At 63.2% G+C, this 21,523-nt stretch carries 22 protein-coding genes and 1 pseudogene; 9 read left to right on the top strand and 14 right to left on the bottom strand.

Translation table 11 applies throughout. From position 1 onward, the window contains the following. Nucleotides 1–3: 3 nt before the first annotated feature. Nucleotides 4–921: a TauD/TfdA dioxygenase family protein gene (locus tag L3V85_RS33100; protein WP_237676795.1), complete on the bottom strand. Its 918-nt coding sequence runs from the start codon at nt 919–921 to the stop codon at nt 4–6. 498 nt (nt 922–1,419) lie between these two features. Here L3V85_RS33100 and L3V85_RS33095 point away from each other — a divergent pair, with 498 nt between their 5' ends. From L3V85_RS33095 to L3V85_RS33075, 5 genes are all read left to right on the top strand, one after another. Next, nucleotides 1,420–2,355, top strand: a complete 936-nt coding sequence (locus L3V85_RS33095) for a class I SAM-dependent methyltransferase (RefSeq protein WP_237676794.1) — start codon at nt 1,420–1,422, stop codon at nt 2,353–2,355. Nucleotides 2,356–2,770: 415 nt separating this feature from the next. Continuing rightward, nucleotides 2,771–3,490, top strand: coding sequence for an SIR2 family NAD-dependent protein deacylase (locus tag L3V85_RS33090; RefSeq protein WP_237676793.1), 720 nt, complete (start codon nt 2,771–2,773; stop codon nt 3,488–3,490). An 89-nt stretch (nt 3,491–3,579) separates the two neighbouring features. Then, a complete protein-coding gene (locus tag L3V85_RS33085) occupies nt 3,580–3,915 on the top strand; it encodes an SMI1/KNR4 family protein (RefSeq protein WP_237676792.1) in 336 nt (111 codons plus the stop codon). Between the two features lie 638 nt (nt 3,916–4,553). Continuing rightward, the gene (locus L3V85_RS33080) at nt 4,554–5,102 is read left to right on the top strand and encodes a hypothetical protein (protein ID WP_237676791.1); all 549 of its coding nucleotides are present in this window, start codon (nt 4,554–4,556) and stop codon (nt 5,100–5,102) included. A 267-nt stretch (nt 5,103–5,369) separates the two neighbouring features. Continuing rightward, on the top strand, nt 5,370–6,170 hold the full coding sequence (locus tag L3V85_RS33075) for a hypothetical protein (RefSeq protein WP_237676790.1): 801 nt from the start codon (nt 5,370–5,372) through the stop codon (nt 6,168–6,170). 234 nt (nt 6,171–6,404) lie between these two features. On the opposite strand, the gene L3V85_RS33070 is transcribed toward L3V85_RS33075, so the two are convergent. Further along, nucleotides 6,405–6,932 carry a hypothetical protein gene (locus L3V85_RS33070; protein WP_237676789.1) on the bottom strand — a complete coding sequence of 176 codons (528 nt, stop codon included), beginning with the start codon at nt 6,930–6,932 and terminating at the stop codon, nt 6,405–6,407. A 120-nt stretch (nt 6,933–7,052) separates the two neighbouring features. Here L3V85_RS33070 and L3V85_RS33065 point away from each other — a divergent pair, with 120 nt between their 5' ends. Continuing rightward, nucleotides 7,053–8,168 (top strand): IS5 family transposase, encoded by a 1,116-nt coding sequence (locus tag L3V85_RS33065; RefSeq protein WP_237680478.1) that lies wholly within the window; start codon nt 7,053–7,055, stop codon nt 8,166–8,168. Nucleotides 8,169–8,236: 68 nt separating this feature from the next. Here the strand turns inward: L3V85_RS33065 and L3V85_RS33060 are convergent, their stop codons facing one another. Together L3V85_RS33060 and L3V85_RS33055 are read right to left on the bottom strand one after the other, a co-directional pair. Further along, nucleotides 8,237–8,458, bottom strand: a complete 222-nt coding sequence (locus L3V85_RS33060; protein ID WP_237676788.1) for a hypothetical protein — start codon at nt 8,456–8,458, stop codon at nt 8,237–8,239. Nucleotides 8,459–8,468: 10 nt separating this feature from the next. Further along, nucleotides 8,469–9,080, bottom strand: coding sequence for a tRNA-uridine aminocarboxypropyltransferase (locus tag L3V85_RS33055; RefSeq protein WP_237676787.1), 612 nt, complete (start codon nt 9,078–9,080; stop codon nt 8,469–8,471). Between the two features lie 212 nt (nt 9,081–9,292). Here L3V85_RS33055 and L3V85_RS33050 point away from each other — a divergent pair, with 212 nt between their 5' ends. Then, nucleotides 9,293–9,775 (top strand): GreA/GreB family elongation factor, encoded by a 483-nt coding sequence (locus tag L3V85_RS33050; protein WP_237676786.1) that lies wholly within the window; start codon nt 9,293–9,295, stop codon nt 9,773–9,775. 213 nt (nt 9,776–9,988) lie between these two features. Here L3V85_RS33050 and L3V85_RS33045 read toward each other — a convergent pair whose 3' ends face one another. From L3V85_RS33045 to L3V85_RS33035, 3 genes are all read right to left on the bottom strand, one after another. Continuing rightward, nucleotides 9,989–10,498 (bottom strand): DUF1993 domain-containing protein, encoded by a 510-nt coding sequence (locus tag L3V85_RS33045; RefSeq protein WP_237676785.1) that lies wholly within the window; start codon nt 10,496–10,498, stop codon nt 9,989–9,991. Between the two features lie 211 nt (nt 10,499–10,709). Beyond that, the gene (locus L3V85_RS33040) at nt 10,710–11,393 is read right to left on the bottom strand and encodes a type 1 glutamine amidotransferase domain-containing protein (RefSeq protein WP_237676784.1); all 684 of its coding nucleotides are present in this window, start codon (nt 11,391–11,393) and stop codon (nt 10,710–10,712) included. A gap of 65 nt (nt 11,394–11,458) precedes the next feature. After that, the gene (locus tag L3V85_RS33035) at nt 11,459–11,911 is read right to left on the bottom strand and encodes a MerR family transcriptional regulator (RefSeq protein WP_237676783.1); all 453 of its coding nucleotides are present in this window, start codon (nt 11,909–11,911) and stop codon (nt 11,459–11,461) included. A 103-nt stretch (nt 11,912–12,014) separates the two neighbouring features. Between L3V85_RS33035 and L3V85_RS33030 the strand changes: the two genes are divergently transcribed. Continuing rightward, nucleotides 12,015–12,947, top strand: a complete 933-nt coding sequence (locus L3V85_RS33030; RefSeq protein WP_237680700.1) for an SDR family oxidoreductase — start codon at nt 12,015–12,017, stop codon at nt 12,945–12,947. 127 nt (nt 12,948–13,074) lie between these two features. On the opposite strand, the pseudogene L3V85_RS33025 reads toward L3V85_RS33030, so the two are convergent. The 6 genes and pseudogenes from L3V85_RS33025 to L3V85_RS33000 all read right to left on the bottom strand — a co-directional run. Next, nucleotides 13,075–13,200: pseudogene (locus L3V85_RS33025) on the bottom strand (integrase); the annotation flags it as partial. A gap of 74 nt (nt 13,201–13,274) precedes the next feature. Further along, nucleotides 13,275–14,210 (bottom strand): CysB family HTH-type transcriptional regulator, encoded by a 936-nt coding sequence (locus L3V85_RS33020; RefSeq protein WP_237676782.1) that lies wholly within the window; start codon nt 14,208–14,210, stop codon nt 13,275–13,277. A 194-nt stretch (nt 14,211–14,404) separates the two neighbouring features. Continuing rightward, nucleotides 14,405–15,367, bottom strand: coding sequence for a substrate-binding periplasmic protein (locus tag L3V85_RS33015; RefSeq protein WP_237676781.1), 963 nt, complete (start codon nt 15,365–15,367; stop codon nt 14,405–14,407). Further along, nucleotides 15,360–16,187, bottom strand: a complete 828-nt coding sequence (locus L3V85_RS33010; protein ID WP_237676780.1) for an ABC transporter permease — start codon at nt 16,185–16,187, stop codon at nt 15,360–15,362. The genes L3V85_RS33015 and L3V85_RS33010 overlap by 8 nt, the downstream gene beginning before the upstream one ends. Continuing rightward, the gene (locus tag L3V85_RS33005; protein WP_237676779.1) at nt 16,184–17,011 is read right to left on the bottom strand and encodes an ABC transporter ATP-binding protein; all 828 of its coding nucleotides are present in this window, start codon (nt 17,009–17,011) and stop codon (nt 16,184–16,186) included. The genes L3V85_RS33010 and L3V85_RS33005 overlap by 4 nt, the downstream gene beginning before the upstream one ends. Nucleotides 17,012–17,015: 4 nt before the next feature. Next, a complete protein-coding gene (locus L3V85_RS33000; protein WP_237676778.1) occupies nt 17,016–18,107 on the bottom strand; it encodes an ABC transporter substrate-binding protein in 1,092 nt (363 codons plus the stop codon). A 326-nt stretch (nt 18,108–18,433) separates the two neighbouring features. Between L3V85_RS33000 and L3V85_RS32995 the strand changes: the two genes are divergently transcribed. Further along, on the top strand, nt 18,434–19,894 hold the full coding sequence (locus L3V85_RS32995; protein WP_237676777.1) for a SidA/IucD/PvdA family monooxygenase: 1,461 nt from the start codon (nt 18,434–18,436) through the stop codon (nt 19,892–19,894). A gap of 567 nt (nt 19,895–20,461) precedes the next feature. Here the strand turns inward: L3V85_RS32995 and L3V85_RS32990 are convergent. Further along, on the bottom strand, nt 20,462–21,451 hold the full coding sequence (locus L3V85_RS32990) for a LysR family transcriptional regulator (protein WP_237676776.1): 990 nt from the start codon (nt 21,449–21,451) through the stop codon (nt 20,462–20,464). Nucleotides 21,452–21,523: the final 72 nt, after the last annotated feature.

The following is a 21,523-nucleotide window of genomic DNA, read 5'->3' as shown; positions in this document are numbered from 1 at the left end:
GTTTCAGAAGGGGCGGCTGCCCGAGAGGCTGATGCGCTTGAGCAGCCGGCGCTCGCCGTTGTCGAAGGCGCTGCGCGCGTGCAGCGTGGCCTGGTTGTCCCAGTAAACGATGTCGCCCACCGACCAGCGGTGCGTATAGGCGAAGCGCGGCTGCAGCAGGTGCCTGCGCAGCCGTGCGACGAGTGCCGCGCCGTACTGCGGCTCCACGCCCACGATCTCGACCTCGGTCTTCTCGCCCAGGTGCAGGATGCGGCGGCCGCTGTCGGGGTGGGTGCGCACCAGCGGGTGCACTTCGAAGGGCGTGAGCGGCTCGATGTCGGGCGTGCGGTACAGCGGGAACCCCGTGGTCAGCGGCTTGAGCTTGCGCAGGAAGGGGTTGTAGGTGATGAGCTTGAGGTCCGCGATCTCGCGCTGCGTGCCCGCGTCGAGCGTGTCCCAGGCGGCCGCCAGGTTGAACCAGGTCGTGTCGCCGCCTTCGGAGGGCACCTCGATGCCGTAGAGCAGCGAGCCCGACGAGGGCACCGGCGTCCAGTGATGGTCGGCATGGGCGGCCAGCTCGTCGTGGCCGAGCACGCCGCCCGCGAGGTTCGACACGTGCACGATGTCGGGCGTGTTGCCGCCGTAGGGGTCCGAGCCCAGCACGGGCACGTTGGCCGGCGGGCGGAACACGCTGCCGAAGTAGCTGGCAAGCCGCTCGAACTGCGCGTCGTCGAGCTGTTGGCGCTTGAAGACCAGCACATGGCGTTCGAGCAGCGCGCGCTTCAATGCGCGCACCTGGTCGGCACTCAGCGGACGGGTGGCGTCGAGACCCGTCACTTCGGCGCCCAGCGCCGCGTCGATGGGCGTGATGCGGAAGGCTTCGGGAGCCAGTTGCGGTGTGGAAGTGGGGGAGGCGGCGAGAGTGTCGGTCGACGAGGACATGGGAGTGGCGACTGAAGGGGCGCGATGCAGTGCTTGAATGCTAGGAAAGTTCGCCTCCGCTGCATGCGCCCATTGCGCATGTGCATATGCGCAAACCTCGTTTGGACGTTGCTCTGCTTTCTGTGGGATGCGGTTCAGGCGTCGTGCTTCACCAAGGGGGGTCGATCTGGTCAGAAGGCGACTGCAGGCGGTACTTCGCCAGAAGCGGCTTTTCGGTAAGTTCCACTGGGTCGGAATGCCCTGCGGCTCGAAGGAAGTGAGGCGTTTGCCTATGCGCAGTCGACGTTGGCTGGTTGAAGGATGGCTGGCGGCAAGGCTCGCCCTCAACTCGTTCGCGATGAAATCGGCTGGTTGGATTTCGTCGCCGGAGCAGGTGTGCTCGTTGTCCGCATGCTTCTGGTGCTTCCGGCCTCTTTCGAGGCTTGGCGGTCCCAGTTCGTCCAGTGAAGTCTTGGCCAGGACCCCCGCGATATCAGGTCAGAATGGGAGCCTATGCCTATGCAGCCCCTGTTCGACGCAATCGCTTCAATGTCCGCACCGGTGGATGCGCAGCGCATCTTCCACGGCCGCGGTGGGCTTCATCCCGAGTGCGCTCACTTGTCGCTGGACTTTTTCCCGCCGGTTTGGGTGTTGACCAGCTTCAAGCCTGTGTCAGACGGCGAACTGGCTGCAATTGGCGCCGCCTTGGAGCGTCGCTGGTCACAGTTGGCGCCGGGTGAAACGCTGCACTGGGTGTTTCAGTGCCGGCATGAAGGCCAGAGCAGCACACAACTCATGGGCGGTTCGGTGCCCGACCCGCATTGGGTCACCGAGGAGGGTGCTCGCTATCGCGTCAACGTGGGCCGGGGCCAGAACCACGGGCTTTTTCTCGATATGGCCGAAGGACGGCGCTGGGTTCGTGCGTTTGTGAAGGCGCGTCCAGACGCCCGGTCGCGGGTCAAAGTGCTCAACCTGTTTGCCTACACCTGCGCGTTTTCGGTGGTCGCATTGCAGGCAGGGGCCCGGCACGTCACCAACCTGGACATGAGCAAGGGCGCTCTGGCCGTGGGGCAACAGAACCACCGCGTCAACGGCGTGCTCGCCGGCGCGAGCTTCCTCCCCCATGACCTTTTCAGTTCGTGGGGCAAAATCACGCGCGGAGGCCCTTACGGGCTGGTCATCGTTGACCCACCGAGCTATCAAAAGGGTAGTTTCGTTGCGACCAAGGACTACGCCCGCCTGATTAAGCGCCTGCCTGACCTGCTGGAGCCCGATGGCTTTGTCCTGCTGTGCCTCAATGCCCCAGAACTGGGGCCAAAATTCCTGCAGGAGCAAATGAGTGAACTGGCACCGGAGCTGGATTTCGTGGAGAGACTGGCGAATCCAAGCACCTTTCCCGACGTGTCCGACGAGCGGTCGCTGAAGGTGTTGGTGTACCGGGCGCAGCAGGCGTAGTGTGTGCTGCAACCGTGGCACTGCTCGGCTGCGCAGTTCCCTATAGCGAGTCAACGACTGGCCCCAAGGCTGTTATCAAATTCATCAACGATGGAACGGACAAGATGTGCGTCCACTTCCACGAGGGTGCGGCAGAGTGCACAAACAGAAGCAGTGCAGGATTCGTTGAGCCGAAGTTGCCGCGCTCAGTCAGTGCAGGGGATTGATGAAGCTCGCCCGATTCGGTTCATTGCCCGTGATTGGGTTCGCGCGTCCGGAGAGTCCGGACCATGGTGCAAAAAAAAGTTGTCGAAGGCTGCTGATTGAAAATGACAGCTGAGAGCGACCAGACGCACCCAGTCGCCACAATGACGTAGATCAGGCCTGCGACCTGCATTCCTTACCAACCGCTGTCCGCGAAAGTCGTGAGCGCTGGATGAAACTAGAAGTTCAATCGAACAAGGTTGTCGTGCTTTCGGGCTCTGGAGTCAGCGCCGAGAGCGGCCTACCAACCTTTCGCGACTCGGCAGGTATCTGGAACTCGTATTCATGGGAGGAAGTATCGAGCCCGCAGGGCTGGGAGCATCGACCCGAAGTGGTGCTCGACTTCTACGACGAGCGCCGCCGGCAGGCCTGGGAGGCGGCACCGAACGCCGCGCATCACGCGATTGCCGCCCTGGAGGCTAGCTACGAAGTCATCGTCATCACCCAGAATGTCGATGAACTGCATGAGCGAGCAGGCTCCAGCAACGTCATCCATGTCCATGGGCAAATTGCGTACGCGCGCGGAACCTCTGCAGCGCGAAGACGCTACAAAATTGGCGGTGCACCCATTTCGATGGGGCAACTTTGCGAAGATGGAACGCAACTACGGCCAGATGTGGTCTGGTTTGGAGAAGAGGTCGAATTTCTGAGGGAGGCAAAACGCCACGTCGCGAGCGCGGGTCGTGTGCTCGTGGTCGGAACATCACTTTCGGTCTTCCCGGTCGCCGCTCTGGTGAAGGCTGCACGTGGCAGGGCCGACAAGGTCCTGGTCGGATTCGGCGTCACAAAGCCGCCATACGGATACGCGTTCCTTCGAGGCAAGGCGACCGAGCTTGTCCCAACGGTGGTGGACAGATGGCTTGCCGAGAGCATGGCAAGGGCCGGCACATAGCGGCGAGGCGTTGGGCAGGTGCCAGTGAGACTCACGCGTTCGCAGCCAGACTGTGACGGACTACAGTCGGCCATAACCAGACATTGCCAATGACCTTCCAACTGCCCGCTGTCTACCGCGCTTTCATCGACACGAACGGTCTATATGAGGGCTTCGCTGTCTTGTCGGGTGAGGAACACTACGTGATCCTCTGGGGCGAAGATGAGGTCGCCACCGCCGATTCCGAGATAGACATGGACGTGTATGCGCCGGGTTTCGTGGCCTTCGCTGGGAACGGCGGTGGTGAAATCTATGCCTTCGACGCGGTTGGCGCTGTCTTCATGCTTCCGATGATCGGCATGGAGCCAGAGGCGGCAATCAAGGTGGCTGACGACTTCCTCGAGCTTGCGCAGGGTTTTCAGCGGGCGGTGTCGTCGGGCAAGTGACCCTTGAACCCTGCATACAGCCAGAAGCGGTCTATTGGGAGGAACCATTGAGTCGAGTCGTGGAGCTTCAAAAACATGACTGAAATAGCTGTTTTCTCGGTGTGGGCCAAGATTCGCGCAGACGCTAAGCGAGAGTTTCGGAGGTGGATGGCCACTCAGACAGGATGGAGGGAAATCGACGTTCACCGACTGTTTGGCACAGCAGTAGATGCTGGTCAGCCGGTTGAACTCTTCCAATCCCTGGGATGGGAGGACGCGCACGTTGAGCTTGGCAGACTGCCGGCATTCGTCGAAGCCGGCACCGAGAAACTGACAGTGGCTTCGTTTGCTCCAGGAGAGCAAGCACCATACTGCGCCACTCATTCCCTATACACGTGGAACCGAGGATGTCCTGTCTGTGAGGACAACTACATCCATAGGGGTCGAGGCACTGAGTCAGAGCCATACCACGTGCTTTCATGAGTGACCGCTTCGAAGCATGCAATAACCATTTAGGGCCCCTTCGCGATGGCTCTGCGACCGGCTACAGTCTGCCACAACCAGACACTCGAAACTAAGGCGAAATTCAGCTGAAGACGACCTTGATCAACGCGGATTGGGGTATCGCATGGTGCGGCTGAATAACTCAAGCTTTCAACATGGGTTATCAATTCAACGGTTTTCTGACTGCGAACTCAGAAGCGGCGGATACGGCGTTGCGGCGCTGGGATTTTTGTGAGGCCAAGCGCCTGGACGACCAATTTGACGGCTTCATCGTCCGCTGCCCGAACATGCTTGACCTTCATCCACTTGACGGAGAGGATGCTGCGGAACGTCTGCTCACCCAGATCGATGAAGTGAAAGCAGGCTTGGCGGCGCTTTCGGCGCAATTTCCGGAGGCGTTCATCGTCTACATCGAGGTCGATTGCTTCGGCGGGGTATGCATGCACCAGGGAATGCATCTCCAGTGCGGAGAAGTCGTCGCGGCATTCAGCTCAGGGAAAGACGAGGTCGACCTAGCCACGCTGCTGCAGCCGCTTGGGGTCCGTCTGAACGAAGATCAGTTTTTCAGCCCATTGACTCGCGGCTTCTTCCAGCGCGATCAGCTTCAAAGCAGGTCAGCCTCGCCAGTGCATGCTCAAGCAGATACTTCAGGAGTAGAAGTTCAGTTGCTTCGCGCGCGATGGTGGCAGTTTTGGCGACGGTGACGATTGCCCGTTCCTCAAAGATCCTGCACCTGATGTCGGGCGTTGCTCCTGGCTTCAATCGGATGCTGTCGGGGGCCTCGGGCCACTCAGAAGCGGAGGCCCTTACGCCACCAACGCCTGAGACTACAGTCGGCCAAAACCAGCCATTTAACCGGTCACTTAGATAAACCCCGTAACCCTCGGAGGGCAGGGCTTGTCAGTTTGCGCGTTTCGCTTTCCTCGGCAATCAAGCGCAACGGCTTCACGCCCGCGCGGTACTCGGCCTCAATGACTGACCAGTCTGGCGTTGGCTTTGCGGCGGGGGCATCTGCACTCATGGGCCCGGATGGTTACCCGCGCCTTGGATACCGACAAACCCTACTGGGGGGAATGAACTATGGCGTAACGGAAAATCGTCGAATGAATACACCAAGCAACGACGAGCGCGGCAAGAAAATCCTCGATGGCTACCGCACATTCACCACCGCGATGCTCGATGCCGCGCCGCCTGAACATCGACAGACCCTGGCGGAGGTCATCCAGTTTCGGGAGACCCTCTCAGATGAGACTGACAGAGGGGCTGCGCTGATGGCCGCGGCCTTTCTTGACGATCGGTTGAGGCTTTTGATTGAGAAGCGCCTGGTGCCCGCAAAAAACATCACTAGTGAAGCGTTCGAGTTCAATGGCCCTTTGGGGTCGTTCTCTTCGCGCATTAATTTTGCCTTTCTACTTGGGCTAATCCCAAAAAATGCACGCCGCGACCTCCACCTCGTCCGGCAGATCCGAAACAAGTTTGCTCATAACGCCGGTCCGCTTGATTTCGACAATAAGGACGTTGCCCAACTCTGCGATGCGCTCGCCTTACACGCTGTACTTCCCTCATTCTCTGCAGGCTCAAAGTTCCGCCGATCCGTAATGAGGCTATTGAGCATCATCACGGCTGCCACGCGGCAGGCTGAGCACCTGGAGTCCCCTCCAGATCATGACGTCGCTTCGAACAGAGTTCCACTAGATGTCATCAAGACCATGTGGGCAGCTATTGACGATAAGCCCTATCCTTTTGGGGATCAATATCCCGATGGCGGTTAGAAGCGATGCAGCGCTATCGGTTTGAGCCAGACGGAAGAGTTGCGTCCGGCTGCCGTGAGATCACACAGCGGGCACAAGCATCAGCCGGACGCGACGCGCGGACAGTTGCGCTTGGCGAGTAAAAACGAAGAAGCGGCTGGAGCGGAAGGATTTCATGCGCATCCTCAGGCGGTTGAAGTGCGAGAGCCGCCATCTTCTCGCCGCCCCGCCCAGGCTCCAATCCCTACTGGGGTGTCATGCCCACCAAGCCTGTAAAAGTCGCCAGATCGAGACCATCATGGCGAGGAAGCAGAGCCCCCATGGCAAAAGAATCGCTGTCGCTGCGCGCGAGTACATGGCGATCCAAAGGGACGATTGCAGGTTGAACCGAACGTGCGCCCAGTGGGAAACCTCAAAAGTCACCATGTCAGTTTCGCCAAATGAGCCGCCCCCGCCTGCGTATCTATCTGTGGTATTGAACGTGATGTCGCCAACTCGACGCGATGGGTCGTATCGAACTTCTCCTCCTGCTATCTTTCTTTGCACCACAGTATTCGGCTCATGCTTCAGCATTTCGGAAATCATCTGACGGTGCTTGAACTTGGAAAGAAGAGCGTCGCCAAATATGGGCGCTTCGATCCCTCGCGCGAAACGGTTTAGTTGCGACTGGGCATACCTTTTCAGGATACGCAAGCGTGCTGCATCGAACTCCGTGCGCAACTCTTCGCTTGCCTTGGCATGCAAGTCCGAGAATTTGAACCTCAGAATTAGGTAGAGGAGCACGGCGAGGACGCCGATCCAAACCCTAGCAGGGTGCTGAAATACCTCTGCAACCGGTCGACGCGTGGCAGCCTTCAACCGTTAGTAGTTGATCCCCGAAAGTTGCAACCCAAGACCCAGACGATGCGCGGAGCCGATACCTTCACCGAGAGCTTGTTCACGATGCGCCGCCTGGAGGACTTCGTACCCGCGAATCATCCGCTGCGCCCCATCCGCACGATGGTCAATGAAGCGCTGCTCAAGATGGATGATTTGTTCGCCGGCATGTACGAGGCCGACATCAAGGGCGGGCGCCCCAGCATCGCTCCAGAGAAGCTGCTGCGCGCCATGCTGCTGCAGATCTTCTTCAGTGTCCGCTCGGAGCGCCAGCTCATGGAGCAGACCCAATACAACCTCTTGTATCGCTGGTTCATCGGCTTGGCCATGGACGATGCGGTCTGGGTTCCCAGCGTCTTCACCAAGAACCGCGAGCGACTGATCGCGCACGACGCGATCATCGAACTGTTCAACCACATCGTCGAAACCGCTGGTTGCAAAGGCTGGCTGTCGGGGGAGCACTTTAGCGTCGATGGCACCCTCATCCAGGCGTGGGCCAGCCACAGGAGCTTCGTGCGCAAGGACGGCGGCGACGATGGCGATGCGGGCAACAACTCGACCAGTAGCACCAGCTTCAAAGGTCAGACCCGCAGCAACGACACCCACGCCTCGCGCACTGATGGCGATGCGCGGCTGTACCGCAAAGGCAAGACCGCGAGCGAGCTGCGCTACATGGGCCATACGCTCTCGGACAACCGCCACGGCCTGATTGCCAACGCAATGGTCACACAGGCTGACGGCTTTGCCGAACGCGAAGCGGCCAAGGTCATGATCAGGGATGCCCGCCAGGCCACCGCCAGTCCGGATGCCGAGGTCACGCTCGGTGCGGACAAGGGCTACGACGCACAGGAGTTCGTCCAGGCATGCCAGAACATGGGCGTGATACCTCACGTGGCCCAGAACACTTCCGGGCGGCGCTCAGCCGTGCCCGATGCCATCGCTGCGAGCGAGGGATATGCGCTGTCGCAGCGCAAGCGCAAGCTCATCGAGCAGGGCTTTGGCTGGGCCAAGACGGTGGGCGGAATTCGTCAGGTGATGGTGCGTGGACTCAAGCGCGTGGACCACCTGTTCGTGCTGACGATGACGGCGTACAACTTGACGCGCATGCGTTCGTTGGGACAACTCCGTTCGCAGGCGCTCTGAGGCAATCAGAGGCTCGCAGAACACCCTCAGATCAGCGAAAACGACTCCCGAAACCGCAACTGACTGCACTATGTGAAAAGCAAGTCTTCGCCGAAGAAGATGGCTCGCTTTGGAGGGGAGTATTTCCGCATCCTGCTAGTGGCGAGCTGGTCCGGTTGATCAGGCTTCACGCCAGTCAACCGCTCGATCAATGCGCCGGGCGGGATTCTGAGCCAGACTCCTGCCAGCACAAGCGTGCTCGCAACCACCAGGTTTCGTCTGCTCTTTGCATCTTCGTCGTCATAGCTCATGCCTTGAATCCTACCGCTGCCCGCCAGCCTGCTCCAAGTACTCAACAAACCCGTCGAAGGCATTCAACAAGGGCTGGAACCGCTCCGCGCCGCCTTCCAGTTGGCCTAAGGCGTAGCAGGTCGCCTCCAGCGTCGACAGTTGATCGGGCCCATGGGCTTTGCGGATACGGTAGTGCGAAGGCGGCAGGTTGCGCAGGGCCAAGCGGGGCAACTGTTGCAGTGGCGGGCTTTGGTGGAGCATCTTTCGGCTTTTGCGCCAGGTGCCGTCCAGCACGACCAGACGCAGGCGCGACTGGGCTTGCGGCCACTCGGGGGGTAGCTGGGGTGAGACCCGCAGGTCCGGGGCGGTATCTTGCAGACTGTCCGGGTACAGCAGCAGCGTGTGCTTGCCGTCCACCGGCCAGACTGGCACGGCAAATGCCTCACCCACCACCAAGCGGCAGTGCGCCAAGCTGAGGTGCAGCAGGCGGGCACTGCCTTTGGCTTGGTGTACCTCCAGCGGGTGCTGCAGCACTAGTACCTCCACCGCGTGGGCGGTGGGCGCAACCCAGCGGCAAATGCAGGCGCTGAGCGGGCGCAGGCAAGCGGTGCACTGGGGGCGTGGGACTAGAGCGGCGGACATGGCTGGATTTTATTCAGCGTGCCTGGCTAGACACTGCGTGGAAGGAGATGTCTTCTAGCTTTGGCGCGACGACCGTCAGCCTTGGACAATGTCGGAAGACCGCAGTGGGCCCACAGCTGAAGTCAACCTGTAGCCAACAGAAGCGTCGAAGGGTTCTGGAGCCCTTCATAATCAAAACCTACCCCGCTTGTTAGAGATACCGATCTTTCGTCATGGATAAATTCTTGCTGCAACAGCAGGTACTGGAACGGCTCGCCGAAGACCTGCTGCAAGCCGAGCAGGCAGTGCGGGCAGCCCATGAAACGGCGACTCACGAAGAAAACATCGCCGAAAACAAATACGACACATTGGGGCTCGAAGCCGCCTACCTGGCCACCGGCCAAGCTCGGCGCGCCGAAGCCATACGCCAGACGATGGCCAATTGGCGCCGATTCTGCCCGCGTCCCTACGACGCCATCAAAGGCATACAGCTCGGCTCGCTGGTCTACCTGGTCGATTCCGACGACAAGCAGCAACAGCTCTTTCTCGGCCCGGAGGGGGGCAGCATGAAGTTGGTCAGCGGCTCTCAGCTTGTTCAGGTCATCAGCAGCGAAGCCCCTTTGGGTAGGGCAATGCTGGGCAAATGCGAGGGTGATGAGGTGTCGATACAGATCGCTCCAATCCGGCAGCAGTTTGAAGTGCTTCGGGTTCTTTAAGCCGCAAGCAAGTTACGCCGAATTGGACGAGGTCAGCAGTACTTAAAACCGGCCACTGGGTCGAGGTGAAGGCGGCGCATGAGTGACCGCTGCGTGGCCAACACCGTGCAATAAAGCCTCCATCCACAGTTAGCTGAAATCGCGCAGCGACGGAGGTTCTAGTTGCTATCGAGCGGCAGTGACCGGAGTGGCTGAACTCCTGTCTGTCTTGGGTTAATAGGCACCCATGTAGTCGCGCTTGCCGATCTCAATACCGTTGTGGCGCAAGATGGCATAGGTGGTGGTCACGTGGAAGAAGAACTGCGGCAGTCCGTAGTGCAGAAGATATGCGCCTGCGGCCAGCTTCTTTTCCTTTGGGGTGCCGGGGCGCAATACGATCTCGCGGCTCTCGCTTGAATCAAATTGCTCGGACTTGAAGGAGCCGATATGGGCCAAAGTTTTGGCGATCAACGCTTGCAGATCGGCGAAGCTGACCTCGGTGTCGGGCCAGGACGGCACATCGGCACCAGCCAGGCGGGAGGCAATGCCCTTGGAGAAGTCTGCGGCGATCTGCACCTGACGTACCAGCGGAAACATGTCAGGGAACAGCCGCGCCTGCAGCAGCGCATTTGGATCGATATTTTTTTGCGTCGCGTGGTCTTCGGCCTTCTTGAGCACGTCGGACAGGGCGCGCAGCATCTGCTGCATGACGGGAACGGAGGCGTTGTACAGTGGGCTGGTCATAGTGAGTTCACTTCTAAAATTGGGCTCGATGGCCGGAGTTGGCGTGGCAGAGACCCTGCCGACCATGCAAGGCTAACAGCACAGGGCGAACTGAATCGCCCCGGCTTTTGTGGCTAGCTTTTCTTCCCGCTGGTAGTCGGAGCAGAGGGCAATTCGCTTGTAAAGCCTCTGCGCGTGTAGACGAGATCAGGGCTTCGCTTCAAAGGACGTCCTACAGCAAAGCCACCACCTGCTCTGCCGTTGCCCGTGCCGACCATGGATTCTGACCCGTTACCAGTCGGCCATCGACAACGATGTTCGAGACGAACGGCAGCCAGGCCTTCTCGTAGCGCGCGCCACGCCGCTTCATCTCTTCCTCGGCGTTGTAAGGCATCTTCGCGGCTACGCCGGCCAATACCTCCTCGCGCCACGAAAACCCGGTGACGCGACGCCCGGCTACCAGCAACCTGCCGTCCGACAGCCGGGTGTTCAACAGCCCGCAATAACCATGACAGACCGACGCGACGACACCGCCGCGCTCATGGATGGCCCGCGTGACGCGCTGCAACCCCTCACTCTCTGGGAAGTCCCACATGACCCCGTGCCCGCCGGTGAAATAGATCGCGTCAAAAGTCGCGGGGTCGATCTCATCCGGGCGCGCGGTGGACGATAGCAATGCCCTGCGTGCCGGGTCGGCCAGCCATTCCTTCACGGATGCGTCGGCCAGTGGCCATTTGAGCGAGCGTGGCTCCAGCGGTGAGATGCCGCCCATCGGGCTGGCGATGCGCTGCTCATAGCCCTTTGCGGCGAAGACGTGCCAAGCGTGGGTCAGTTCCGAAAGCCATAGGCCGGTCGGCTGCGCCGGGTTCTCGTAGTGGGCGACGTTGCTGACGACGTGGAGGATGCGCTTGTCCATGCAATGGACTCTAACGTTGAAGATGACTTCATGGTCAAGCGGCGTATGCCCCTTCAATCCGGTGCCTAGCGGCGGCGACGGGCCTTGGCGACTGGCGCAGGGGTGCTGTCCGCGTCGCCCAGCCGCATTTCCGACAGCACGCGCCGGGCGTTGGCGGCGCACTCCATGTCCTTCGGCTTGGCTTCGATCTGCTGCACTAGTTCTAGAAGATGAATCCTGCTTTGCGCAAGCTGGGCCTGCAGCGCTTCGATGTCCTGCACCTTGCGCCGCAGTGTGTCGAGCAGCGTGCCGTGTTCCCACTGCGCGAGATCGCTGGGCAGCAGCGCGCGCAACTCGTCCAGGCTGAAGCCCGCGCGCTGCCCCGTCGTGATGAGCCTGAGAACCAGGACCGCTTCATCAGGGTAGGCGCGGTAGCCGTTGGCTTGGCGCTCGACCGCTTTGAACAGGCCGATGCGTTCATAGAAGCGAATGCGCGAGGGTGCCAAGCCGGTGCGCTCTGCGAGTTCTCCAATTTTCATGATCCAAAGGCGCTCGGTGGGCACATGGTTTGACATTGAATCTTACTTCAAGGTTAACCTTTGGATCATCACCATGAGGTGCAACTTCACGAAGGCGGATGAAATGCAGACGATATTGGGAGCCAACGGCCAGATCGCTACGGAACTGGCGCGAGAACTGAGGCGCGAATATACGAGCGACTTGCAGCTGGTGAGCCGCAACCCACGCAAGGTCAACGACACCGACAACCTGGTCTCCGCCAACCTTCTCGATGCGCAGCAGACCCTGAACGCGGTCAGGGGCAGCAGTGTGGTCTATTTCACTGCCGGCTTGCCGCCGGATACGGAGCTGTGGGAGGCGCAGTTCCCAACGATGCTGAAAAATGCACTCATGGCGGCTCGCACGGCCGGTGCGCGCTTCGCCTATTTTGACAACACCTACATGTACCCGCAGGACGCCCGGCTGCAGAAGGAAGACACGCCCTTCGCTCCGGTGGGCCGCAAGGGCAAGGTGCGCGCTGCGATGGCCTCGATGGTGTTGGACGAGATGGCGCGTGGCGAGATTCCCGTGTTCATCGGTCGCGCGCCCGAGTTTTACGGCGCGGGCAAGACACAGAGCTTCACGAATGCGCTGGTGATCGAAAAACTCCAGGCCGGCCGGAAGCCCCGCGTGCCGGTGCGCGACGATACGCGGCGCACCCTCATCTGGACACCCGACGCGAGCCGCGCGCTGGCGGCGCTGGGCAACACGCCTGACGCGTTCGGCCAGACCTGGCACCTGCCCTGCTGCGACGACCGGCTGACATACAAAGAGTTCGTCGCCATGGCCAGCGAGGTTTTTGGCCGGGAGCCTTCCTATGGCGTTCTCGGCAAGTGGACGCTGACCGCCGCCGGGCTCTTCTCGAAGCAGGTGCGCGAGATCAGGGAGCTTCTACCCCGCTACGAGCAGGACAACCTTTTCGATTCCACGAAGTTCAAGCGCCGCTTTCCTGAATTCGAGGTCACAACCTACCAGCAGGGGCTGGAGCTGATCCGGCGGGAGAGCCGAGCAGCATGAGCGTCACGAAATGATTGACATTGAACTCCACTTCAAGATTAGAGTTTCAACGGTATCGTGATTGAAGCGGGTCGTCCCGTTGACGCGCCTCGTCACATCCACCGGTGCTGTAGCTGGATCCTCCCTCAACCTGCTCCCCGTGGCAGACATCGCTGACCTTCAGGTTGACAAGATCGCAGCCTCGCAGCTTGCTATCCAAGCCCAAGTTGAAAAGAGCCAGTTCACGCACTCGGCCCTCCAGTTGCAGCCGTACACCATCGATGCCACGTCGAGCGCGAGGGGGTGACTTCAAAGGTATGCGGCGCTCATACCTTCTCAACCCTGATATTAGGCGTCATTCGCCGCAGCCGCGGCCAGTTCGATCACAGGGCGCGGCAGGTCCGGTGCGAAGCATTCGATGAAGGCATACACATAGCTGCGCAGGTAGCCGCCGCGGCGCACCGCCAGCTTGGTCTGGTTGACGCCGAACAGGTGGCCCGCGTCGAGGGCGCCCAGGTGCGTGTCGCGCTCGGGGTCGCAGGCCAGGTCGGCCACGATGCCCACGCCCATGCCCAGCGCCACGTAGGTCTTGATGACGTCTGCGTCCATGGCGGCCAGCACGACCTCGGGTGCCAGGCCTTCCCGTGCGAAGGCCTCGTCGATGCGCGAGCGGCCGGTCAGGCCGTTGTCGTAAGTGATCAAAGGCCAGGCCGCGAGCTGTGCCAGCGTGAGCGGCCCTTCTTCCTGCAGCAGCGGGTGCGCCACGGGCGCGATGACCGCATGCCGCCAACAGCGGCACGGCAAAGCGAGCAGCTGAGCATGGTCGGCCAGCGCCTCGGTGGCGATACCCACGTCGGCCTCGCCGTCCTGCAGCATCTGCGCGACCTGTTTGGGCGAGCCCTGGTGCAGGTGCAGCCGAACGCCTGGAAAGCGCAGGCGGAAGTCCTGTACCGCGCGCGGCAGTGCGTAGCGCGCCTGCGAATGCGTGGCGGCCACCGACAACACGCCCTGCTGCTGCGCGAGGTAGATGTGGCCGGCCTGCTGCAGGTGACGGCTTTCGGCGAGCACGCGCTCGATGATTGGCAGCAGGTGGTCGCCCGGTGGAGTGAGGCCGGTGAGTCGCTTGCCCGAGCGCACGAACAGCTCGATGCCCAGCTCTTGTTCCAGGTCGCGGATCTGCCGGCTCACGCCGGACTGGGAGGCTCGCAGCGTCTGCGCGGCCTCTGTCAGGTTGAAGCCGCTGCGCACGGTCTCCCGCACGGAACGCAATTGCTGGAAGTTCATGGGCGGGTTGATGCGTGCGTTGTCTCTGTGTGGATCACCAGTGTGGGTTGCGCACGCCGACGCGGCCAAAGAAGAAATGCGGCTATGGATATGCGGCGGCGCCTGTTCTTCGGGGCGTGCTCACGCCGGCGGGGTGCTTTGCTCCGCGAATGTCCTCCGGCCTGTGCATGCGCCCTGAACGCAAAGCCAGAGCCTCAGGAGTGACAGACCAGCCCGTCCTTCAACAGCGTGATCTCGAACTGCAGGTTGCCCGCCCGCGCGCTGCGCGCCTTCGCGAGCGTGCCGTCGGCTTGCCAACGGCGCAGCGCTGCGGCGATGTAGTCGCGCGACGCCGCATCGCCCTCGGTCAGCCGTACCGAAGCGTCGCCGTGCAAGGCCAGGCCCTGCGCCAACGGCTTGTAGAAACGCCACTCTTCATTGGCCATCAGTCGCTTCAACACCTCGCCGTCTTCGGCCAGGGCTGCGCATTCGCCTGCCATGAAGGCGGAAGCCGCATGCACGGAGGATGGGTAGCTGCGCGGCTGTGCGCCATAGCGTTGCGCCACCACGCCGGCATAGCCCGAACCCTCTCCCACGCACACCGACGCGCCGCGCAGGCTTGCCTCGTCCTGCAGGCGCCCGCGGCGCAACACCACCACCTCGCCGTGTCCGGTGTCGTAGCTGCCCGGTGCCGCGGCAATGCCCGGCTGGGGTGCCGCATCGTCGGACACGCCGGCCAGCAGCAGGTCGATACGGCCGTTGCGCAAGGCCGACTCCCGTTCCTCGGGCGCGAGCCCGATCAGCTGCAGCTTCAGGCCCAACGAGTCGGCGAGCTGCCGCGCCAGCGTCGCGTCGAAGGCATCGGGTTCCGGCGGCGTCGGCGCTTCGGGCGGTGCGGGCCGCGGGTAATGGCGCACGCCCACGCGCAGCTCGCCGCGCGCCGCCGCGCGTTCGAGCACGGGGCCCTTCGGCAGGTTGAGCAGCGGCGGCGCGGTGTCGAGCAGCCGCAGCCAGGAGAGCGAGGCGGGAAGGCCCGCGTCGCCGGTGCCCGCGAAGCCCCACGAGCCGCCGATGCCGCCGAGTACAGCGAGCGCCATGGCCACGACCATCAGCGTGCCGGCCGCGCTGCGGGCTGCTCTCCGATGGGCGACGAGCGGGTCGGATGCGGTTTCACTCATCGAGGCTCAACCCCCGGCGCCAGCGCAGCAGGTGCCGCTCCAGCAGCGCGAGCAGGTAGTTCAGCAGCAGGCCCAGCACCGCCAGCATCAGGATGCCTGCGTACATGGTCGGGATCTGGAACGTCTCCTGCGAGTTCAGCGTGAGAAAACCCAGCCCCGAGTGCGCGCCGATCATCTCTGCCGCCACCAGCGCCGTGATGCTGTAGGCGCCGGCCAACCGCACGCCCGTGAAGATCGACGGCAGCGAGGCGGGCAGCACCACCTTGAAGAAGATGAAGCGGCGCGAGGCGCCCATCGACAGGGCCGAGTTGACCAGCAGCCGGTCGACCTGCTTCACGCCGCTCACCGTGCTCAGCAGCACCGGCCAGAACGAGGCCCAGAAAATGATCGCCACCTTCGACAGCTCGCCGATGCCAAGGAACAGGATGAACACCGGAAAGAGCGCGAAGGCCGAGGTCTGGCGAAACAACTGCAGTAGCGGATCGACGATGGCCGCCAGGCGCCTGAAGCCGCCGATCAGCAGCCCCAGCACCACGCCCGCCGCGCTGGCCAGCACCAACCCCCACAGCGAGCGCTGCAGGCTCGCCGCCACGTGTTTCCACAGCAGCCCGTTGTCGAGCAGTTGCCCGATGGCGGCGAGCACCGCGGAGGGCGGGCTCAGGTAGGCGTCGCTCACGATGCCCAGTCGCGGCAGCGCTTCCCACAGCAGCAGGAACAGCACGATGCCGATGCCGCGCTCGGCCCAACGGCCCGCGCCGCGCACGATGCGCAGCAGGCGCGTGGGCGGGCGCACCACGGGTGTGTCGAGTACCGCGCTCATGGCAGCGCTCCGGCCGTCTGCTTGGCCGCGATGCGCGGCTGCCCGAGCTGCCCAAGATGCACTTCGTCTTTCAGAACTTCCCATGCGCGATGCCGCAGCGCCGCGAACTCCGCCGTGTGGCGCAGCTCCGCGGAGCGCGGCCTTGCGAGCGGAATGTCGATGATGTCCTTGATGCGGCCGGGCCGCTGCGTCATCACCGCCACGCGGTCCGACAGATACACCGCCTCTTCCAGGCTGTGCGTGATGAAGACGATGGTCTTGCGGTGCTGTTCCCAGATGCGCAGCAGTTCGCCCTGCAGCACTTCGCGTGTCTGCGCGTCCAGCGCGGCGAAGGGCTCGTCCATCAGCAGCACGTCGGGCTCGTAGGCGAGCGAGCGCGCAATAGCCACGCGCTGCTTCATGCCGCCCGATATTTCATGCGGATAGCGCTCGCCGAAGCCGTGCAGGCCCACCAGCTCCAGGTACTCCTGAGCGGTGCGCCGCCGCGCCGCCTTGCCCAGGCCGCGGATCTCCAGTCCGACCGCGATGTTGTCGAGCACCGAGAGCCACGGAAAGAGCGCGTAGCCCTGGAACACCACGCCCTGGTTGCGGTTGATGCCGGCAACGGATCGCCCGTCGATGGCGATGTGGCCGCCGGTGCGCTGCGTGAGTCCGGCCAGGATGCCCAGGAAGGTCGACTTGCCGCAGCCCGAGGGGCCGAGCACCGAAAGGAACTCGCCGTCGCGCACATCGAGGTCGAAGCCCTCGAGCACACGCACGCGCTCGCTGGCGCCGCGCGCCGCATAGTCCATCCGCACGCCGCGGGCGGTGATCTTGATGCTCATCGGCTCAGGTCTTCGCGGTGGGTTGCGCGGGCTGCTTCTGCGCGTAGGGGTTGAACTCGTTCGTGTAGACCTCCTTCACCGATACCTTGCCCGCCGCGATCTTTCCTTCGGACTGCAGGATGTCCACGTAGTACTGGATCGGCGGCTCGGTGACCACGAGGTCGTCCACGTAGGCGAAGCGGTCCACGTTCTTCAGGTCCATGTTGATGCGCTTGGCTACCAGCTTGCGCGCCTCCTCGGGGTTGGCATTGACCCAGTTGCCGGCCTTGGCCAGCGCCGTGACCACGTCGCGCACCGCCTCGGGGTGTTCGCGGATGAAGCGGCCGTGGGCGCTGTAGGGCGCCATGCCGCCCAGGCCGCCGTCCAGGTCGAAGTCGCTCCACAGGCGCACCAGCTGGTCGGCGTTGTCGGCACGGCCCGAGAAGGGCGCGTGGATGATCGCCAGGTCGGTGTTGCGCGTCACCAGCGTCTGCTCGGCCTGCTCGTCGGGGATGACCACGAAGTTGATCTTGCTCACGTCCACATCGTGCTGGCGCAGGTACTTCTTGGTGACGAACTCGGCGCAGGCGCCGAAGCTGTTGAAGCCGATGGTCTTGCCTTCCAGATCCTTCGGCGTGTGGATGCCCGAGTCCTTGCGCACGAAGTACTTCATGTGCGGCGCCTCCTGCAGCGTCTTGCCGCCGGCGGCCACCACTTTCAGGTCAGCGCCGGAGGCGATGGCCGAGATCACCAGCGGCACCATGCGGCTGCCGAAGTCGATCTCGCCCGTGCCCACCAGCGGAATGATCTGCGGCGCGGCGATCTTGCCCACGTACTGCGGGCGCGTGTTGGTGCCCTCGAAGTAGCCCAGCTGGTCGGCCAGGTAGATCAGGTCGAACGAGGGGTTGTCGGGGTACTTGAAGGCGACCTTCTCCCCGGCCTGCTTCACCACGGCCGGGCCGCCGGCCGACGCGCTCTTGCCTTCGTCGCGCGAGCAGCCGGCCAGGCCGAGGGCTCCGAGGCCGCCTACCGCCGTGAACGAGGCGAGCGTCTTGAGCGCCAGGCGCCTCGAAGGCACAGTAGTGGCGGGAAGGTTGGAAGACGGCTCGATGGACATGGCGGCGCGCTCCGGCACGGGAGCGTTCGGAAGTGTTGGGAGGCACGCATCGTAGGAAGCGCCATCCGGGTCATCAACGAAGAAAACCGCGCATGCATATGCGAGGAGGCGGGATGGACCACCGCCGCGGCGAGCGAATCGCAAAGAAGGAAATCGAATCAACGTATGCGATTTCCGAGCTTCGCGCGGTGCGTCCGCTCGTCAAGAATGGCTGCTCTTGCCCTGGAGGGTGAGTGTCTCCCGGCCGCCAGACGACGGCAGCCTTCGCGGGCCCTTCGGGGCCCGCATTTCTTCTTCAGTCCACGTCCTGTGGATCAGGCCAGCACATGACTTCTGCGTCGCCCCCGAATCCGGACCGTTCAGCCCTCGAAGCGCTGCGCCTGCTCGGCCCTGCGCCCGCCAACTGGGTGCCCGCGCACGAAGGCGTTGACCACAACGTGCTGGTCGTCGGCGGCGGCCAGACCGGCAGCGCCTTTGCCTTCGCGCTGCAGCGCGCGGGCGTAGGCGGCGTGAGCGTGATCGACGCGGCACCCGACGCTTCGCGCTCGGGCGTGTGGCTCACGCGGGCGCGCATGCACAAGCTGCGCACGCTCAAGAACCTGGTCGGTCCCGAAGGTCCCGTCGTGGCGTTGGGCTTCCAGGCCTGGTACGAGGCACGGCACGGCCAGGAGGCCTATGCCGCCATCGACCGTATCGGGCGCACCGACTGGGCCGCGTACCTCGACTGGTTCCGCGGCATCACCGGCACCACGGTGCGCTATGGCACGCGGCTCGCGAGCTTCGAGCCGGTGCAGAGCGCGGCGGTACCGCATTTCAGGCTGCACCTCGAAGTGGACGGCCAGACGCGCACGGAAACCGCACGCAAACTGATCTTCGCGAACGGCGTGGCCGGCAGCGGCGCGCCCTTTGTTCCCGAACTGCTGTCGGGCGCCGTGAACCAGGGCCTTGCTGCCCATACCGGCCATGCGATCGACTTCGACGCACTGGCGGGCAAGAAGGTGGCTGTCGTCGGCGGTGCCGCCTCGGCCTTCGATGCGGCCGCGGTGGCGCTGGAAAGCGGCGCGGCCGCGGTGCACCTGTTCGTTCGGCGTGACCACATTCCCGCGACGCCGGTGGCGCGCGTGCGCGGCTACCCGGGCCTGTATGACAACTACCTGTCGCTGCCCGATGCCACGCGATGGCACCATGCGGCGCGCTACCGCCGCTTGGGCACCACGCCGCCGACGGACTCGGTGCAGCGCGTGCTGAAATTCCCGAACTTCCATCTGCACCTGAGCGCGCCGTGGCAAGGCGCGCAGGTGCAGGACGGCCAGGTGGTGACATCGGTGCATGACGAGCGTTTTCATTTCGACTTCGTGATCGCGGGCACCGGTTACACGCACGAACTGTCGCAGCGGCCCGAGCTGGCCGGCATCGCCCAACTGGTTCTGCGCTGGCGCGACCGCTACCAGCCGGCGCCCGACGAGCGCGACGACGAACTGGGCGCGGCGCCCTACCTGGGCGCGGGGCTCGAGTTCCTCGAGAAGACGCCGGGCACCGCACCGTGGCTGCGCGACATCCATGTCTACAACCCCGGCGGCTTCGCCACCGTCGGCTTGCCGCTGGGCGACGTGCCCAGCATCCGCGGCTACGTGCCCGCCGTGGTGCGCCGCATCAGCGAAGACTTGTTGCATGCCGACCTCACGCTGCACGAGGCGCGTACGCGGGCCGACGTGCCGGCGGACTTCGGGGAGGAACTGTATGGCGTTGCTGTCTGGCAGGGTGGCGGGAGGCGGCTCGCGGCCTGAGCGCGGCTGCGCTGCTGGCATCTCTTGCTCTCAGTGCGGATGTGCGCCCACATCTTCTTTACTGACGTGGCTCATTTAGAGGTCGGCCGAGAACGCCGACATCCAGATCGAGCAGTCCCTCGCGCAGCAGGCGAACGCCGGGCGCTTCGCGTGCGGCGCGAGCCACTAACCGATGCATGCAGACCCGGTTCTACCGATCGCCGTGTTCACGGGCCTCGCCGGCCTGGGCTTCGGCTTCTTTCAGACACCGAACAACCAGAACATGCTGCTCTCGGCACCCAAGGAGCGCAGCGGCGCGGCCGGTGGCGCGCAAGGCACAGCCCGACTCACGGGGTTGACGCTCGGCAGCTTGTTGATGAGCTTGATGTTCGGGCTGCTGCCATCCCACAGTGCGGTGCACTGGGGCCTGGCGATGGCGGCTTTGGCCGCATCGGCCGGGCGTGTGGCGAGTTTGCTCAGAAGCCCCGCACGGGCTCGCGCCCTTGATCGGAGTCCAAACGATGGCGGACCCACCCTGCGCAGAAAGTGCCCAGACCGGTCTGCCTCCGCAAACCCGGCAATCCAGCTTCAGGAACCTGTCGAATCAAAGCCCAAGGTCTGGGAACTTCGCCAAGCCGTTTGCGCGTGGGCAAGTTCATCGGCGCCGAGCACGTAAGCCGGGTTGTCGGCCAGCAGTTCGATCGCGACGTCGATGAACGCACGGACGCGGGCCGGCAACGATGTGCGGTTTCCGTAGTAGACGAACACCCCCGACTTGTCCGCGACATGCTCGAGAAGCAGCGGAACCAGTCGCCCTGCACGGATGTGCGGCGCGGCCGCCACGCTGGTGAGCAAACCGATCACATGGCCCGCCAGCACCGCTTCGGTTTCCAGCGCCTCATCGTTGACGGTAAGGGCGGGCACGACCTGATGCTCGACCAGCTCGTTTCCGTTCTTGACGTACCACGGCAGTACGCGGCCTGTTCCGGGGTTGCGAAAGGCGCTGCAGCGGTGAGTGGACAGGGCACCGAGGCTCTCCGGCACACCGTGCTGCGAAAGATAGGCAGGCGACGCGCATACGATGAGTTGCAAGGTGAAAAGCCGCCGCCCGATCACGCCGTCCATCGGCGACGGGCCGATGCGAAATCCCACGTCGACCCTGTCTTCAACCCAGTTGCCGATGCGGTCGTCCAGTTGCACATCGGGCTGGACTTCGGGGTATCGGCGACAGAAGGTGTCCAGCAGCGGCCACAGCACCGGCGTGAAGACCGACAGGGGACCCACCACACGCAGCGGACCCGCGATGCCGTCCTTGGCTTGCCGCGTCGTTTCCAGCGCGCGTTGCATACCGAGCAAAGGCGCTTGCGCAGCCTCGAGGAAATGCCGGCCTTCATCCGTCAGCGACATTCGGCGGGTCGTGCGATGAAACAACCGCACTCCCAGATGCTTCTCGAGTTGGGCCAGCGCCTGGCTTGCCGCCTGCGGTGTCATGCCTTGTGCGGCTGCGGCTTGCCGCAAGCTGCCGAGTTCGGCCGTCTTCACAAAAGTGGCAATGGAACGCAACTCGTTGATCGGCATCGGGCCCTCTCGAAAAGATCATTATCAAGTGCAGCTTGTCAGTTCGACAACCGTTCGACGCCTAGTTTCGAG

The sequence above is a fragment of the Variovorax paradoxus genome (assembly GCF_022009635.1).
In the GTDB taxonomy this organism is placed as follows: domain Bacteria; phylum Pseudomonadota; class Gammaproteobacteria; order Burkholderiales; family Burkholderiaceae_C; genus Variovorax.
Note: the sequence above shows the minus strand (reverse complement) of the source record. Positions and strands in the feature narration are given on the sequence as shown.